The organism is Actinocorallia sp. A-T 12471 (genome assembly GCF_033875155.1).
Lineage (GTDB): Bacteria > Actinomycetota > Actinomycetes > Streptosporangiales > Streptosporangiaceae > Actinocorallia.
Genome location: NZ_JAWZTE010000008.1, coordinates 270,727 through 286,417 on the forward strand (window position 1 = coordinate 270,727; position 15,691 = coordinate 286,417).

Sequence of the window (15,691 nt, forward strand, 5' to 3'; positions counted from 1 at the left end):
GAAGCAACTACGGCCCCGCCCCACCCCTTTCGGCACCCCTTCGGCCCCCTCCCGTGCCCGCAGCCCCGAGGGGCCGGAGGGGACAAGGCCCGCCCCTCGGCGCTCCCCTGCCCGCAGTCCCGAGGGGCCCGTGGGAGTAAGGCCCGTAAGGCTCGCCCTTCGGCGCTCCCCTGCCCGTGGCCCCGAGGGGCCGGAGGGGGCAAGGTCCACCCTGCGGCACCCCCTCCCGCAGCCCCAAGGGGCCGGGGGTAAGGCCCGCTCTTCGGCGCTCTCCTGCCCGCGGTCCCGAGGGGACTGCAGGGGCAAGGCCCGGCCTTCGGCGCTCCCTGGGGCCACGGGGGTAAGGCCCGCCCTCAGCGCTCCCCTGCCCGCGGTCCCGAGGGGACTGCGGGGGAAGGCCCGGCCTTCGGCACCCCCTGTCCGTGGTCCCGAGGGCTGCGGGGGCCCGGCTTTCGGTGCGCTCTTGCCTGCGGTCCCGTTTGGGGGTTTGGGGAGGTCTTGTCGCTTCGGTGTTTCTCGGGGCTCCTCTAGCCGCAGTCCCGAAGGGACTGCGGCTGGGGGTTTAGGGACGGGGGCGGTTTGTGGTGGGGGTGGGGTGGGGGTGGGGGGGTTTCACGTGAAACAGGGGTGGGAGGGGGAGTGGACAGGGTGTCGGTTTTGTGGTGTTATGCGGGGGTTGTTGTTGCGAGGTGTTCGCAATAGCGGGAGAGGGGCGGGAGTCGCAGGTGGGGTTGTGGAAGGCGGGGGCGGGAGTTCTCGTGGGGTCGGCGCTGGTGGTCGGGGTTGTCGCGTGTTCCGCGCAGGAGGGGGCGGGCAGGGCGGCGGACTCGTCGGTGACGATCGGGGTCTCGTATGAGCCGGAGAGCCTCAGTCCGCTGCTCGGGTACGGCAAGGACGGCAACTCCAAGATCTTTGACGGGCTTCTGCAGCGCGACCAGGGACTTGAGCTGGAGCCCGCGCTGGCGACCGCGCTCCCCGAGGTCTCGGAGGACGGGCTCACCTACACGTTCCAGCTCCGCGAAGGCGTCAGGTTCAGCGACGGGACCCCGTTCACCGCCGCCGACGTGGTCTTCACCTACACCACGATCCTCGACGCGAAGACCAACAACGGCTACGCCTCCGAGCTCGACGCGATCGCCAAGGTCGAGGCGGACGGCGAGCACAAGGTCGTCTTCACGCTGAAGTACCCGTATGCCCCGTTTATCGAGCGGACCGTGCTGCCGATCGCGTCGGCGAAGGCCGCGGGCGGCCAGGACCCGAACACCGGCGAGTACAACACCAAGCCCGTCGGAACCGGCCCCTATGTGGTGTCTTCCTGGCGCAAGGGCGAAAAGCTGACGCTCAAGGCGAACCCGGACTACTGGGGCGGCGCGCCCGAGATCACCGATTTCACCGTCGCGTTCATCCCCGACGACGACGTCCGCGCGACCCGCCTGCGGGCGGGCGAACTCGACGGCGCGGCGCTGCCCCCGTCGGTCGCCGAGCCGTTCCGCAAGCTCGACGGCATGACCGTGCTGAACGCCAAGTCCGTCGACTACCGGACGGTCACGCTGCCGACCGCCAACCCGGTGACGGGCGACAAGGCGGTCCGGCGCGCGCTGAACCTCGCGGTGGACCGGGACCTGATGGTCGAGTCGATCCTCAAGGGCTCGGGCCGCCCGGCCTACAGCCCCCTTCCCGACGACAACCCGTGGTTCCTCAAGAGCACAAAGATCACGCGTAACGAGGCAGAGGCCGCGCGGATCCTTGACGACGCCGGCTGGAAGCCCGGCGACGACGGCGTCCGCGTGAAGGACGGCAAGCGCGCCTCGTTCACGCTCTGGTACTTCTCGGGCGACAAGCTCCGCCAGGACCACGCGCTCGCCTTCGCCTCGGACGCCAAGAAGGTCGGCGTCGAGGTGAAGGTGCAGGCCGGCACCCGTGAGGTGGTCCAGCCGCTGCTCGGCAAGGACCCGATGCTGGCGGGCGGCGGCGCTGGCTTCGACCCGGACTTCGACCTGTACCCGTCGCTGTACTCCAAGCTCGGCGGCGACGGCTGGAACAACATGCCGCACTACGCCAACGGCGCGGTGGACCGCGCGCTGGAGATCGGCCGGGAGAGCGGCGACGAGACCGAGCGCAAGCTCGCCTACGAGACCGTCCAGGACGAGTTCGCCAAGGACCCCGGCTACGCGTTCCTCACGTTCATCGACCACGTCTATGTCATGGCCGACGGCTACGCCGACCTGACGACGCAGGTCGAGCCGCACGACCACGGCCTCGCCGGCGGTCCCTGGTGGAACCTGGAAGACTGGCGCCTGCCCAAGTGAGAACGCGGCGGGGGACGGGCAAGGCGGTCGGACGGCTTGTCGGGCGGCGGGCGCTCGCCGGGGTTCCGGTGCTGCTCGTCGTCACGTTCGGGGTTTTCGGGCTCGCGGCGGTGTCTCCGTTCGATCCGGTGCAGCAGTATCTGGGGTCGGCGGGGTTGACGGCGTCGCGGGAGACGCTCGACCAGGTCGCCCGCAATCTCGGCGTCGACGTGCCGTTCTGGCAGCAGTGGTGGAACTGGCTGACCTCCGCGTTCGGCGGCGATCTCGGCGAGTCCAGCACCTACCGGCAGCCGGTCGCCGAGGTGATCGGGGGGCGGCTCGGCTGGACGGCGCTGCTGTGCGCGGTCGGGCTCGCGGTCGCGGTGGCGCTCGCGGTGGTCCTCGGGGTGGCGGCGGCACGGCGGCCGGGCGGCGCGCTCGACCGCGCGGCGACGTCGCTCGCCTACACGCTCGAGGCGGCCCCGTCGTTCTGGGTGGGTCTGCTCGCGATCTGGCTGTTCGCGCTGCATCTCGGCTGGCTGCCCGCGGGCGGCCTCACCGACCCGGGCACCGACGAGATCACCGCAGGCGGCGTGGCGCGTCATCTCGCGCTGCCCGCGCTCGTGCTCGCGATCTCCCAGATGCCGTGGTTCCTGCTTTATGTCCGCCAGGGCGTGTCGGACGCGCTCGCCGAAGACCCGGTGCGCGGCGCGCGGGCGCGCGGCCTGCGCGAGCGGACCGTGCTGTTCGGGCACGCGCTGCGCTCTGGCCTGCTGCCGGTGCTGACGCTGGTCGGGACCCGCACGCCCGAGGTGATCACTGGCGTGCTGCTCATCGAGACGGTCTTCAGCTGGCCGGGCATCGCCTCGGCGACCTCCGAGGCCGCGATGGCCGCCGACTTCCCGCTCCTTGCCTCGGTGACGACCCTCTCGGCGGCCGCGGTGCTCGCGGGCAACCTCCTGTCCGACATCCTCTACGGCCTCGCCGACCCCCGCGTCTCCCTGGAGGACCTGTGACCCCCACCCGACGCCCCCACCCGGCCCCGCACTCGCCGACCCACGACACGCCACTCCCCCACGCCGTCCGATACGCGGCCGACGACACCCGACGTCGCCGCGCCACCCGGCGTGCGGCGGCCGACTGCGCGCGACGTGGCCGAGCCGATGACGCCGGGGTGGTCGAGGGGGCGAGGCCGTGATGGAGACGCAGATCAAGAGGGACCAGAGGCCGGTCCAGGACAAGGGGAGCGCGCCGAAGAACGCGAGGGCGGCTGCCAAGGCCGTGCTCAGGGCGGGGGCGCAGGGGAGGCGGGGAAGGCGGGCCGCGGGGACGCGGCATGTGCTGCGGTTCCGCGTCTCGGCCGCGTTGGTGGTGTTGATCGCCCTTTCTGTCGTGTTTGTCCCCGTGCTGTTCCCTCTCGACCAGCAGGCCGTGGATCTGCGCAATACCCTGCGCGCCCCGACGTGGGCGCACCCGTTCGGCACCGACGGCAACGGCCGCGATGTGCTGTTGCGCTGTGTGTACGGGTTGCGGGTGTCGCTGATGGTCGGGCTTGTGGCCGCGCTGGGCTCGGCGGTGATCGGCACGCTCATCGGCTCGGCCGCCGCGATGTTCGGCGGACGGGTGGACCGCCTGGTGATGCGCCTCGTTGACACGTTCTCGGCGGTGCCGCACCTGATGATGGGCATCTTCATCGTCGCGATGTTCCGGCCGGGCGTCTGGCCGGTGATCATGTCGATCGGGCTGACGCACTGGCTGTCCACGACCCGGATCGTGCGCGCCGAGGTGCTGTCGCTGCGGTCGAGGCCGTTCGTGGACGCCGCAGTTTCGGGCGGCGCGTCGCGGCTGCGCGTGGCGACGCGGCACGTGGTGCCCGCGGTGCTGCCGCAGGCGGGCCTGGCGGCGGTGCTGCTCGTGCCGCACGCGATCTGGCACGAGACCGCGCTGTCGTTCCTCGGCCTGGGCCTGCCCTCGCACCAGGCGAGCCTGGGCAACATGATCTCCGACGCGCGCGGCACGCTCCTTGCGGGCGACTGGTGGCCGACGCTCTTCCCGGGGCTGTTCATCATCGTGCCCACCCTCGCGATCGCCGGGCTCGCCGGGGCCTGGCGGGAGCGGCTGAACCCGCGCCGCCGATCGGAGCTGATGCTGTGACCTCGCCCGTGGAGAAGCGCATGGAGGAGCGCACGGAGGAGCACGCCGCCGTGCTGTCGGTGCGCGGCCTGACCGTCAGCTTCGCCGTGCGGCGCGACGGGGCGTGGCGCGACGTCGCCGCCGTGACCGACGTGGCGTTCGGCCTCGCCCCCGGCGAATGCCTCGCGCTGGTGGGCGAGAGCGGATGCGGTAAATCCGTGCTGGCCTCGGCCCTGCTCGGCCTGCTCCCCGGCAACGCCGATGTCTCGGGAAGCGCGCTGCTCGACGGCGTCGACCTGCTCGCCGCCGACGAGGCCACCCTCGCCGGACGGATTCGCGGCCGCCGCGTCGGCCTGATCCCGCAGAGCCCGGCCAACCATCTGACGCCGGTGCGCACGATCCGCTCCCAGCTCGCCGAGACCGTACGGGAGCTCACCCCCCACGCCGACAGGCAGGCCGCAGTCCTTGACGCCGCCGAACGCGCCCTCTTCCCCGCCGACCACCTCGACAGATACCCGCACGAGCTGTCCGGCGGCCTCGCCCAGCGCGCCGCGACCGCGCTCGCCCTCGTCGCCGACGCGCCCCTCCTGCTCGCCGACGAGCCCACCACGGGCCTCGACCGCGATCTTGTGGACCGGACCGCCGCCGAGCTGCGCCGTCTTGTGGACGCCGGGCGCTCCCTCCTGCTCATCACGCACGACCTGACCGCCGCCGAGCAGGTGGCCGACAGGGTGGCCGTCATGTACGCCGGACGGATCGCCGAGATCGCCGACGCCGCGACGTTCTTCGGCGCGCCCGGCCCCCGGCATCCGTATGCGCGCGGTCTCCTTGACGCCCTGCCGACGCGGGCTTTCACCCCCATTCCGGGCATGCCGCCCACCCTTGACGACCTCCCGCCCGGCTGCGCCTTCGCGCCCCGCTGCCCTTCCGCCACCGCCGTGTGCACCACCGAAATCCCCCTCCTCAACACGCCATCACCCGGCCCGGCATGCCATCACCCGGCCGACCCCCACACTCTGACACACCCCACTGACATTCCGTCACCCCCCAAAAAGAATTCCGGTTTGTCCGTATATGCCGTGGGGGAATCCGCCGATGCCACCTGAGAACGCCGCCGAAATGCCGCCCGCGCTGGAATTGCTTGCGATTCATGCTGGATATCCGGGTCTCAAACCCGTCGTCCGGGATGTCTCGTTGACGATCGGGCGCGGCGAGTCCGTCGCGCTGCTCGGGCCGAGCGGGTGCGGGAAGTCGACGCTCGCGCGGGTCTCCGCGCTGCTGCACCGGCCGGAGTCCGGCGAGGTGCTGCTGGCCGGAAAGCCCGCGACGGGCTGGCGCTACCGGGCCTCGCGCGCCCAGCGCACGTCGGTCGGCCTGGTGTTCCAGCAGCCGCGCGCGGCCGCCGACCCGAGGCTCTCCTTGGCGGATCTGATCGCCGAGCCGCTACGAGCGGCCAAGGTGGTCGCCCGCAGGGATCGCGACGCGATCGACCGCAAGGTACGTCCGCTGGCCGAGCGCGTAGGGCTCACCCCCGACCTTCTGACGCGCCGCCCCCACGAGGTGAGCGACGGCCAGCTCCAGCGCGCTTGCGTGGCGCGTGCCCTCGTCCTCGGCCCGTCGCTGCTGATCTGCGACGAGATGACGGCGATGCTCGACGCGTCCACCACGGCCGCGCTCGTCGCAGCCGTCGAGGAGTACCGGGCGGAGTCCGGCGCGGCCCTGCTCGCGGTGGGCCACGACCGTCCGCTGCTGGCCCGCTGGTGCTCGCGGGTCCACGACTACGCGGCCCTCGTCGCCTGATCCGCGCGGCACGGACGAAACCAAAAAACCCGGCAAACCTTGACGGTCTATCGGATTCTTCTCTTTACCTAGAGGTTTTTCGGAGGATTCTCCGGCTATGTCGAGTTCGTGGACTTCAACGACGATGTCAGGCTCGATCCGTCCCAGGTCGAGGTCAACCGGGGCGGGCGCGGCCGGGGCGTCGCGATGGGCGGCGGGCTCGTCGGGCTGCTCGGCCTGATCGCCGCGCTGTTCTTCGGCGTTAACCCGTTCGAAGGGCAGGAGCCGGGTCAGGGCGCGCAACAGGCTCCGCAGCAGGCGCAGGAAGCGAGCGACGTACAGCGCAAGTGCCTTACGGGGGTGGACGCCGAGCAGGGAGGCGACTGCCTTGTTGTGGGCGTCGTGAACAGCGTGCAGGACTACTGGGGAAGGGTGTTCGCCAACAGCGGGCTCGATTACACGCAGGCCAAGACGCAGCTGTTCGAGGCGTCGACGCAGACGGGCTGCGGATACGCGACGTCGCAGGTTGGCCCGTTCTACTGCCCGGCCGACCAGAAGGTCTACCTAGACCTCACGTTCTTCGACGAACTCCAGTCGAAGTACGGGGCGCAGGGAGGCCCGGCCGCCCAGGCGTACGTGATCGGCCACGAGTACGGGCACCACGTACAGAACCTTCTCGGGGTGATGAACCGGGTGCAGCAGGGCACTTCGGGCGCGTCGAGTCCGGCCGTGCGGATGGAGCTCCAGGCGGACTGCTACGCGGGCGTGTGGATGCGCAACGCCGTACAGACGGGGTATTTGGCGCAGATCACCCAGCAGGACCTGGACCAGGCGCTGAGCGCGGCCCAGGCCGTCGGGGACGACCGGATTCAGACGCGGGCGCAGGGCTACGTCCGGCCTGACGCGTTCACGCACGGCACCTCCGCGCAGCGGTCGAAATGGTTGACCGAGGGCTATTCGTCCGGCGACCCGACCCGCTGTGACACGTTCCGCGGGGCGATCTAGGCGGGAACTCAGGGTGTGCACGGATGACCGGGCACGGCGCGCCGCAATAGACTCCGGAGCGTGATCTTCAAAGCGGTGGGCGACGGCCGCCCCTACCCCGACCACGGGCTCCAGCCGCGGGACTGGGCCAAGATCCCGCCGCGCCAGATCCGCCTGGACGAGCTCATCACCACAAAACGCGAACTCGACCTGCACTCCCTGCTCGCCAAGGACTCGACCTTCTACGGCGACCTGTTCCCCCACGTAGTGCACTGGCAGGGCGACTTCTATCTGGAGGACGGCCTCCACCGCGCCCTGCGCGCCGCCCTGCACCAGCGCACTGTCCTGCACGCCCGGGTCTTCGACTACTGAGACTTGGGACGGTTCCGCTTACGCCGCGCCCCGCGACGTCAAGGATGCGGACTTCCTTACGCACGGGCCCACGACGTCGGCTACGCGGCCGCGCGACGGGTGCGGAAGCGGTCGGTCAGCCGCGTCAGCAGATTAGGACGGCGGCCCGCGCGCGCTGGAGTCGGCGAAGGGACGGGAGCCGAACGGCCCGGCCAGAAGTCGGCGGTGTCCAGGGGTGACGGTACGGGCGGCGGAGGCAGCCTCCGGGAAGGCCCCGCGAAGGTCGCGGACGCCGGGCGCGGAGAAGGCGGGCGGGCGGGGGGTCGGGGTGGACGGGAGCGCAGGCGGGTCCAGAGGGCGTGCCCGAGGCGGGTGAGGGTGTCGGCGGTGACCCAGGCGTCGACGCCGTCGACGTGGACGAGCGCGCGCCACACGTGGGTCGACGCGCCCCACCAGAGGGTGACGACCTCGGGGAAGGCGGCGCGCAGTGCGGCCGGGTCGACGGGACGTGCGGCGGGACGGGTGGGCCCGCCCGGCCGGGCCGGTGGACGCCCGGCGGCCCGGGAACCCGAATCGGTCACCGCGATAAGCGCGGGCGAGGGGCGGGAGGGGCGCGGGTTCCGGGGGTCGGGGAGGCGGGGGTCGGTAGGGTTGGCCATAAGGCAGGAGTTCTCTTCCTGACTGAGGCCCCGGGGTTCCGTTGTTGGCGCAGCGGCCGGGGCCGTTCTGGTTTCGGGGCGGGCTTCGGGGGCGGGGGGCGCGGCCCCGCCGGGGGTCAGGCCGTGGCCTTGGCGTCGAGTTCGAACCAGACGACGGTGCCGCGGCCGTCGGGGCCTGGGTCGTGGCCCCAGGCGTGGGCGAGGGCGTCGAGGAGGAAGAGGCCGCGGCCGTCCTCGTCTTCGTCGGAGGCGGTGCGACGGGAGGGGACGCCGCCGCCCTCGTCGTAGACCTCGACCCGCAGGCGGGCTGACTCGTCGGCGAGCAGAAGGGCGACCCGGACGATTCCGGTCGCGCCGCCGTGCTGCAACGCGTTCGTCGCGATCTCGGACGTGAGGAGCCGCAGCGTGTCGATCGCCGGCGACGACGCGTGCGGCGCGGCCACCGAAGCCGCCCACTTCCGCGCCCTCCCCGGCATCTGCGCATCCGGCTTAAGCCGGGCAAACCCGACAAGTCTCAGCTCGGTTCGACTCCGACCCATGCCATTCACGCTCCCTGAGTGTGGCCGGACCGCTACTCTCAGCGGCATCGGCCCACATGATGTCGTAGATTTTTCTATGGGGCCGAGAGATTGTCTAAGAAATCTTGGCCGAGTTTGGCCAATTGCCCGTCGCGGGTAGACACGGCCGTGCAAAACTCCGGGCATGGCAAAGGACCAGGGGCCAACGGCACGGCAGCGGAAACTCGCCTCGGAACTGCGGAAACTCCGCCGGGAGGCGGGTTTCACGACCGATGACGCGACTGCCGCGCTGGGTTGGCAGAAGTCGAAGCTCAACCGTGTCGAGACCGGCACCACCACGCCCACAGTCGCCGACGTCGGGCGCATCCTCGGCGCGTACGGCGGCATCGACCACGCGCGCCGCTTGGCGTTCCTCGAACTGACGCGGCAGATCAGGCAGCGCGGCTGGTGGGTGCCGTTCGGCGAGATCTTCTCCGGCTCGTACGCGGAACTGGAGGACGCGGCCGACAGAATCCTCTCGCTGGAGAAGGAAGGTATCCCGGGCCTTCTCCAGACGCCGGACTACGCCCGCGAACTCATCTCGCAGGTATCGCCGAGTCCGCAGGAGACCGACCTCCGACTTCAGGCGCGACTGACACGACAGGCGATCCTGCTCAGGGAGAAGGCCCCGAAGCTCTGCGCCGTGCTGACCGAAGAGGTTCTACACCGGCCCATCGGCGGGCCCACGGTGATGCGCCGCCAGCTTCAGCGACTCCTCGAAGAGGCGGAGCGGCCGAACGTCGAGCTCAGGGTGATCCCGACCGAAAGGGCGCACTACCCGACCTTCGGTGAAGGCGGCATGGTGATCTTCGAGTTCGACTCGCCGATCGAGCTGGACACGGTGTACGTCGAGACCGTGCCTGGCGGCCACTACATCGAAGATTCCGGGCAGGTGCACCGCTGTAAGGTGGTGTACGCGCAAGTCGCGGAAGCCGCGCTGTCCCCCGAGGACTCGGCGGCGCTCATCACTGCGATCTCCAAGGAGTAGTCCAGGCCATGCACCAGCCTCGTCTTCAGTGGCGCAAGTCCTCATACAGTGGCGGCGGCAACAACACTTGCGTCGAACTCGCCGAGCTGCGTGAGGCCGGAGACGTCGGCATTCGGGACAGCAAGAACCCCGCCCACGCTCACCTGAGCGTCACGCGCGCACAGCTCGGCCGCCTCGTCTCCCGCATCCGGACGAACGAGTTCTAACCGGCCGATAACGACCGATACAGGCCCCCGGCAGCTCGCACTGCCGGGGGCTTTCTCGTGCGCCCGTCCAGGCCAAGGAGCGCGCAACTCCCACGATAATCGAACACCTATCGAACGCCTAGCCCATCCGGCCGTGTTTGGTCACCTAGGTTTCTGGGAACGCCACTCGCATCCGTGACCGTAAGGAGCACCGATGTCCACCCCCTTCCGCTGGCGCAAGTCCTCGCATAGCTCTCCCACCGGTGACGCGTGCGTCGAACTGGCCGAGCAGCGCGACCGCGTCGCCGTCCGCGACAGCAAGAACCCCGCCGACCCGCACCTGAGCTTCACCCGCGCCGAACTCCGCCGCCTCACAACCCGTCTGCGCGCCTAGCCGGTGCTCACCCGGGAAAGGTTCTCCCGGACTCGATCCCGGGGTCGCGCGGGAGGCGGCGCGGCGCGTTACGGCCGCCGGGTATGCGGCCGAGGTCGTCGCCGGGGATGGGGCGCTCGGGTGGCCGTCGGGTGCGCCCTATGACCGTGTGCAGGTCACCTATGCCGTCTCACGTATCCACGCCGCCTGGCTTGGGCAGACGCGGCCGGGTGGGGTGATCGTCGCGCCTTGGCGGACCGGGTTCGTCAACCGGGGGGCCGTCGTCCGCCTCACCGTCGACGAACAGGGCAACGCGAGCGGCCCCTTCACCCGTCCCGCCGAGTTCATGCGCGACCGACGCGACCGCCACGACGTCGACCACCACGCCTACATCCCCGCCGACGCCCCGGGCTGGCCCGCCGACACCACGACCTCCACCACCCACCTGACCAGGGACGACCTGCACGACCCGGCCGCCGAACTCGTCATCGGCATGCGCGTCCCCGACGTCGTCGCCGCCCCCGCCCACCAAGGCGACCTCCCCGTCACCTGGCTCTACTCCCGCACCTCCCCCTCCTGGGCCGCCATCATCTGGCACCCCGACGCCCCCACCCAAGTCCTCCAGGGCGGCCCCCACCCCCTGTGGCCCCCCATCGAACAGACCTGCGACCACTGGCACGCCTCCGGCCGCCCACCCCTCACCTCCCTGACCCTCACCATCACCCCCACCACCACAACCCTCCAAATCACCCCCACCCAGCCCCGCATCTGACCCCGGGTGGCCGGGTGCGGTCAGGGGGTGGGGGCGGGAGGTGGGATGTTCGAATTCTTCTCGAACAGTTATACGCTCTGGTAGGGATCGGGTGCTCTCGGGAGTGGTCGGGGGCGTGGCAGCGTGCTCGGCATGTCCGCTCCGGAGTCGATTGACCGCGCTTCGCGTATTCCGCTGTACCTGCAGCTCGCGGAGGTGCTGCGCATCCATGTGGAAGGTCTGCTCGACGGCGAGCTGCTGCCGTCGATCGGGCGGCTGACCGAGCGGTACGGCGTCGGGCGCGGCGTCGTGCGCGCCGCGTTGCAGGAACTCGAACGTGAGGGCCTTGTGGTGGTCGAGGCGGGTATCGGTGCGTTCCGGCGGCCCCGGCCTTCGATCAACGAGGTCGACGCGCGGGCCGGCGACGTCGTCGCCACCCGGCCGCCCACGCCCGCCGAACGCCGCTTCTACGACCTGTCCCCCGCGGTGTCGATGCTCGTCATCACCCGCGCCGGCACCTCGGTCGAGGAGGCATACCCGGGCGACCGCACCGTCGTCCGCATGGTCTGAGCAAGAAGGCCCCCGACCTGTGCAGGTCGGGGGCCTTCTCTGTGGCGGTGGTGAAGGGATTTGAACCCTTGGATGAGTTGCCCCATCACGCGCTTTCGAGGCGCGCGCCCTCGGCCACTAGGCGACACCACCGCGGGAGAGCTTACCCGAGTCTGCGCGCAGAGAAGAACCGGGTGAGCAGCGCGGCCGACTCATCGGCCAGAACGCCGGTGATCACCTCGGGGTTGTGATTGAGCCTGCGGTCCCTGACGACGTCCCACAGCGACCCGACAGCCCCCGCCTTCAAGTCGATCGCCCCATAGACGATCCGGGCCACACGAGACAGCACAGCGGCCCCCGCGCACATCGTGCACGGCTCCAAGGTCACGACGAGCGCGCAGTCGGTCAGCCGCCAGGAGCCCAGCGCGCTTGCGGCTCGGCGTAGGGCGAGGACTTCCGCGTGCGCGGTGGGGTCGCCGGTGAGTTCGCGTTCGTTGTGGGCGCGCGCGACGATCGCGCCGTCGGGGGCGACGACGACCGCGCCGATCGGGACGTCCTGGCCCGCGTTCTCGGCCTCGGCAAGCGCCTCGCGCATCCACCCGGCACAGCGCGTAAGCAGCTCCTGGGACGGGTCAGACACGCAGCGCGTCGAGTTCGTCGGCGAAACCGGCGGACTGGGCGATCTCGTCCAGGGCGTCGGTGGGGACCGCGCGGTCGCTGAGGCGCATGAGGCGTTCCTCGGCCGTGCCGAGGTCGCCGAGCAGGGCCGGGTCCCCGACGGGGTCGCCGTCGGCCTTCGCCTCGAGGCCGTCGGTCACCAGGTCGAGCAGCAGCTCGCCGAGCACCCCGGGGGCCGCCTGGGCGGCCGAGGCGTCCGAGACGAACACGCGGGGGTCGTCCTCGCCGTCGACGCGCACGACGCCGAACCACGCGTCATTGTCCTCGACCAGCAGCACCACAAGATCGCCCGGCGCTTCGAGCGCCGCCTCGCGGAGCAGGTCTGTCACGTCCTCGGGCTGCTCGCTCTGCGCCAGGTCGGCGTCGGCGGCGATCCAGCCTGAGTCGGTGCGGGCGAAGACGGCGGCGAAAGAAGGCACGGTCCTATTGTGACCCGGCGTCACACCAGGCTGTCGAGGGCCCGCTCCAGGGGAATCGCGAACCCGAGCTTCTCGCCGATCGCGAGCAGCATCTCGTCGGGGTAGGCGTCGAGGTCGCCGGAGATCGCGCCGAGCTCCATCTCGTCGAGGCCGAGGTCGGCGAAGATCGACATGTCGCCGACGGGCAGGACCTGGTCGAGGTCGTCATCCTCGTCCGGGAGGTCGATGTCGAGGTATTCGAGCACCTGACGGGCCAGCGGCCAGTCCAGCGACGCCGTCACGTCGGACAGGAAGACGAGGACCTCACCGCCGAGGACGCGGATCGCGACGAAGAAATCATCACCGACCGCCACGAGGCCGATCGTGCCGCCGATGCCCGGCATCTGCCGAAGCGCGTGGATCAGACCGTCGAGGTCCTCCGACAGGGCCACCGGGAGGAGTTCGGTCTCCCACTTGGACTCCTCACGAAAGACCACAACGGCGAAATCGGTCGTGTCGGTGTCCGTCATCCCTCACCCGCCGCGAAGTGCTGTGCCACCGGAATGTTCCCAGATGCCAGGCCGCTGTGCGGCGTGAGCGCGCTATTTACTCCTGAACCCTACTCGGCCCGATAAGTCCTCCTGCGTAGGGTCGCGTGAATCTGAGCGCGCTTGGACCTGCGGGGAGCGACACGGCGGCGCAGCTCGCGGGCCTCGGCGAGGTCGCGCAGGAACGCCGCACGGCGGCGCAGCCGCTCGCGGATCTCCTCTGGACTCCAGTCTGTGCCTTCCATGGGGTTTTCCTTCCCAGAGAAGGGTGGGTCATCCCTGTTAGCGTGGCCACTCATGGAGATCCTCGCCGTCCACCATCCCCTGGTGGCGCACAAGCTGACCGCGCTGCGCGACGTGACCACCGACTCCCCCACGTTCCGCCGCCTCGCCGACGAACTCGTCACCCTTTTGGCCTACGAGGCCACCCGAGATGTCCGGGTTTCGCCGGTGACGATCGACACACCGCTCGTCTCGGCCCAGGGCGTCCGGCTGTCACGGCCGGTCCCCCTTGTGGTGCCGATCCTGCGCGCGGGCCTCGGCATGTTGGACGGTATGACCCGGTTGATCCCGACCGCCGAGGTGGGCTTCCTCGGCATGGTCCGCGACGAGGACTCCCTGAAGGCGCAGACCTACGCCACACGCCTGCCCGACGACCTGTCCGGCAGGCAGTGCTACGTGCTCGACCCCATGCTCGCCACGGGCGGCACCCTTGTGGCGGCGATCCAGCTGCTGTTCGAACGCGGCGCGCGTGACGTCACCGCGATCACCCTGCTCGCCGCGCCGGAGGGCCTTGAGGTCGTAGAGAAGGCGTTCCCTGCGGACACTCCTATCCGCATCGTCACGGCCGCCGTAGACGAGCGGCTGAACGAGAATGGGTACATCATCCCCGGCCTTGGCGACGCGGGAGACCGGCTTTACGGGGTCGTCTAAGGGAGGTCGTCTTACCGGACGGTCCTGGGGAGGCTGTCACGGAGGTTCGGCTGTCATCACCTCAGGGTAACTAGTCACTACGGAGAGTAGTTCTCTCCTCTCGCCGGCCCGGCCCGTTGGGGGCATCAGCCGGGGTCCGGCGGGCTAGGCAAGGGACCCGTCGATGGCTCTCGAACAACAGGCATACGAAGAGGTCACCGAAAGGCTGCGTAAGGAGTTCGCGACAGTCCACCCCGCGCGTACCGTCACCCGCTGCGTCACCGTGGCGCTGCACGGGGCACGCGACGTCATCGGGTCGGACGAGCCGGAACTCGTCGAGAAGATCGCGCGCCGCCACCTGCGCGTCCTGGCGATCGTCGCGGCGGAGAGGACCCCGCGGATCGGCACCTGAAAACCGCCGAATCGCCTGTGCGCTAAGGGATTCTGAGGGGTATGACCGCTACTGTGGTGAGGCCGGTCAGCTCCTCGGGAGGCGGGTTCGTGATCAGTGGTAAGCACCTCTTGTGGGTCGGCGGCGGGTTCGCCGTCATCTACGCGATGCAATCGCCGGGCGGCGCGGCCACGCTGATCAACAGCGCGGCGTCCGGCATCGCGGGCGCGGCCGGGTCGATCGCGACCTTCCTGAACGGGCTCGGCTGATGCGGCTCGTCACGCCGGGAGACTCCGCGCCCACGTCCATCACCCGGTACCTGCTGCCGCAGGAGCAGCAGGTCATCGTCGTGCGCAGGCATCCGGCGATGCTGATGACGCCAGTCCTGTTCGTGCTCGGCGGGCTCATCGTCGCGGGTCTGCTGTCCAACACGGTCAGCGGCGGCGACGACACCGGCCTCGTCGTCAGCGGGATCTGGTGGCTGTGGCTGATCCTGCTCGCGTGGTTCGTCTGGAAAGTGGCCGAATGGTCGGTCGCGTACTTCGTCATCACCAACCAGCGGATGCTGCTGTCGGGCGGACTCATCACCCGCGACGTGGCCATGATGCCGCTGTCGAAGGTGACGGACATGAAATACGAGCGCTCCCCTGCGGGAAGGCTGCTCGGCTATGGCATGTTCATCGCCGAATCGGCCGGCCAGGACCAGGCGCTGCGCAAGGTGAACTACCTGCCTTACCCCGACCACCTCTACACCGAGGTGTGCCAGATGATCTTCCCGGGCGGCAAGCCGTCGCCGCTGGAAGAGCGGCTGCGCGACATGATCGACGCCATTCCGAAGATGCGCACCGAACTCGCCGCCGCCGTCACCACCGGGACCGACGGCGACCTGGACGAACGCCGGCTCAAGCTGGAAGGCGTCCAGGCGCAGCTCGACCAGCTCGTCGCCGAGAGCGGCGAATGGCACAGGCAGGCCGCCGAGATCCACCGGCAGCTCGCCGAGCGGCTCCCGCCGGGCGAAACACCGGAACTCTGACCCGTTACGACAGTGGCCCGTACCCCTGGGGTACGGGCCACTGTCATATCCACAGGTTTGACCCGTTCCGCGACACCGATCCTGACCCGCTATGTCACAGGTGAGATACGGCGCGGCTCAAGGACCACTCCTCC

Annotated in this window: 20 protein-coding genes, 1 tRNA gene and 2 pseudogenes; 16 read left to right on the forward strand and 7 right to left on the reverse strand. The window is 70.2% G+C overall.

The features are described 5' to 3' along the window. Positions 1-725: 725 nt before the first annotated feature. The 7 genes from R9X44_RS23060 to R9X44_RS23090 all read left to right on the forward strand — a co-directional run bounded on the left by R9X44_RS23060 (position 726) and on the right by R9X44_RS23090 (position 7,556). The gene (locus tag R9X44_RS23060) at positions 726-2,309 is read left to right on the forward strand and encodes an ABC transporter substrate-binding protein (protein WP_319816333.1); all 1,584 of its coding nucleotides are present in this window, start codon (positions 726-728) and stop codon (positions 2,307-2,309) included. After that, positions 2,306-3,304, forward strand: coding sequence for an ABC transporter permease (locus tag R9X44_RS23065; RefSeq protein ID WP_319816334.1), 999 nt, complete (start codon positions 2,306-2,308; stop codon positions 3,302-3,304). Before R9X44_RS23060 ends, R9X44_RS23065 begins: the two co-directional genes overlap by 4 nt. Positions 3,305-3,485: 181 nt before the next feature. After that, on the forward strand, positions 3,486-4,442 hold the full coding sequence (locus tag R9X44_RS23070; RefSeq protein ID WP_319816335.1) for an ABC transporter permease: 957 nt from the start codon (positions 3,486-3,488) through the stop codon (positions 4,440-4,442). A 20-nt stretch (positions 4,443-4,462) separates the two neighbouring features. Next, a complete protein-coding gene (locus R9X44_RS23075; protein ID WP_319816336.1) occupies positions 4,463-5,527 on the forward strand; it encodes an ABC transporter ATP-binding protein in 1,065 nt (354 codons plus the stop codon). Next, positions 5,517-6,221: an ABC transporter ATP-binding protein gene (locus tag R9X44_RS23080; RefSeq protein ID WP_319816337.1), complete on the forward strand. Its 705-nt coding sequence runs from the start codon at positions 5,517-5,519 to the stop codon at positions 6,219-6,221. Before R9X44_RS23075 ends, R9X44_RS23080 begins: the two co-directional genes overlap by 11 nt. Positions 6,222-6,329: 108 nt before the next feature. Next, a complete protein-coding gene (locus R9X44_RS23085; RefSeq protein ID WP_319816338.1) occupies positions 6,330-7,205 on the forward strand; it encodes a neutral zinc metallopeptidase in 876 nt (291 codons plus the stop codon). A gap of 60 nt (positions 7,206-7,265) precedes the next feature. Continuing rightward, complete coding sequence (locus tag R9X44_RS23090) at positions 7,266-7,556, forward strand: type II toxin-antitoxin system VapB family antitoxin (RefSeq protein WP_319816339.1); 291 nt, start codon at positions 7,266-7,268, stop codon at positions 7,554-7,556. A gap of 80 nt (positions 7,557-7,636) precedes the next feature. Here the strand turns inward: R9X44_RS23090 and R9X44_RS23095 are convergent, their stop codons facing one another. Continuing rightward, a complete protein-coding gene (locus R9X44_RS23095; RefSeq protein WP_319816340.1) occupies positions 7,637-8,116 on the reverse strand; it encodes a hypothetical protein in 480 nt (159 codons plus the stop codon). Between the two features lie 194 nt (positions 8,117-8,310). Further along, positions 8,311-8,733 (reverse strand): ATP-binding protein, encoded by a 423-nt coding sequence (locus tag R9X44_RS23100; RefSeq protein ID WP_413774973.1) that lies wholly within the window; start codon positions 8,731-8,733, stop codon positions 8,311-8,313. A 163-nt stretch (positions 8,734-8,896) separates the two neighbouring features. Between R9X44_RS23100 and R9X44_RS23105 the strand changes: the two genes are divergently transcribed. The 5 genes and pseudogenes from R9X44_RS23105 (at position 8,897) to R9X44_RS23125 (ending at position 11,618) form a co-directional block, all read left to right on the forward strand. Continuing rightward, on the forward strand, positions 8,897-9,739 hold the full coding sequence (locus R9X44_RS23105; protein ID WP_319816342.1) for a helix-turn-helix transcriptional regulator: 843 nt from the start codon (positions 8,897-8,899) through the stop codon (positions 9,737-9,739). A gap of 8 nt (positions 9,740-9,747) precedes the next feature. Then, positions 9,748-9,945 (forward strand): DUF397 domain-containing protein, encoded by a 198-nt coding sequence (locus tag R9X44_RS23110; protein WP_319816343.1) that lies wholly within the window; start codon positions 9,748-9,750, stop codon positions 9,943-9,945. A gap of 193 nt (positions 9,946-10,138) precedes the next feature. Next, entirely contained in the window at positions 10,139-10,318 is a 180-nt protein-coding gene (locus R9X44_RS23115) for a DUF397 domain-containing protein (protein WP_319816344.1), read from the forward strand. A gap of 55 nt (positions 10,319-10,373) precedes the next feature. Then, positions 10,374-11,069: pseudogene (locus R9X44_RS23120) on the forward strand (hypothetical protein); the annotation flags it as partial. 132 nt (positions 11,070-11,201) lie between these two features. Then, positions 11,202-11,618, forward strand: a complete 417-nt coding sequence (locus R9X44_RS23125) for a winged helix-turn-helix domain-containing protein (protein WP_319816345.1) — start codon at positions 11,202-11,204, stop codon at positions 11,616-11,618. A 42-nt stretch (positions 11,619-11,660) separates the two neighbouring features. On the opposite strand, the gene R9X44_RS23130 is transcribed toward R9X44_RS23125, so the two are convergent. The 5 genes from R9X44_RS23130 to R9X44_RS23150 form a co-directional block, all read right to left on the reverse strand. Next, positions 11,661-11,750: transfer RNA gene (locus R9X44_RS23130), tRNA-Ser, on the reverse strand. 10 nt (positions 11,751-11,760) lie between these two features. Continuing rightward, the gene (gene tadA / locus R9X44_RS23135; RefSeq protein ID WP_319816394.1) at positions 11,761-12,192 is read right to left on the reverse strand and encodes a tRNA adenosine(34) deaminase TadA; all 432 of its coding nucleotides are present in this window, start codon (positions 12,190-12,192) and stop codon (positions 11,761-11,763) included. 37 nt (positions 12,193-12,229) lie between these two features. After that, entirely contained in the window at positions 12,230-12,694 is a 465-nt protein-coding gene (locus R9X44_RS23140) for a tRNA adenosine deaminase-associated protein (protein ID WP_319816346.1), read from the reverse strand. 20 nt (positions 12,695-12,714) lie between these two features. Beyond that, entirely contained in the window at positions 12,715-13,203 is a 489-nt protein-coding gene (locus R9X44_RS23145; RefSeq protein WP_319816347.1) for a tRNA adenosine deaminase-associated protein, read from the reverse strand. An 89-nt stretch (positions 13,204-13,292) separates the two neighbouring features. Beyond that, entirely contained in the window at positions 13,293-13,466 is a 174-nt protein-coding gene (locus R9X44_RS23150) for a hypothetical protein (RefSeq protein WP_319816348.1), read from the reverse strand. A 52-nt stretch (positions 13,467-13,518) separates the two neighbouring features. Here R9X44_RS23150 and upp point away from each other — a divergent pair, with 52 nt between their 5' ends. The 4 genes and pseudogenes from upp to R9X44_RS23170 all read left to right on the forward strand — a co-directional run. Then, a complete protein-coding gene (gene upp / locus R9X44_RS23155) occupies positions 13,519-14,154 on the forward strand; it encodes a uracil phosphoribosyltransferase (protein WP_319816349.1) in 636 nt (211 codons plus the stop codon). Between the two features lie 163 nt (positions 14,155-14,317). Further along, positions 14,318-14,545: a three-helix bundle dimerization domain-containing protein gene (locus R9X44_RS23160; protein ID WP_319816350.1), complete on the forward strand. Its 228-nt coding sequence runs from the start codon at positions 14,318-14,320 to the stop codon at positions 14,543-14,545. A gap of 89 nt (positions 14,546-14,634) precedes the next feature. Continuing rightward, a complete protein-coding gene (locus R9X44_RS23165) occupies positions 14,635-14,793 on the forward strand; it encodes a hypothetical protein (protein WP_319816351.1) in 159 nt (52 codons plus the stop codon). Continuing rightward, a pseudogene (locus R9X44_RS23170) lies at positions 14,793-15,302 on the forward strand (PH domain-containing protein); the annotation flags it as partial. The gene R9X44_RS23165 and the pseudogene R9X44_RS23170, both read left to right, overlap by 1 nt. Between the last annotated feature and the right edge of the window lie 389 nt (positions 15,303-15,691).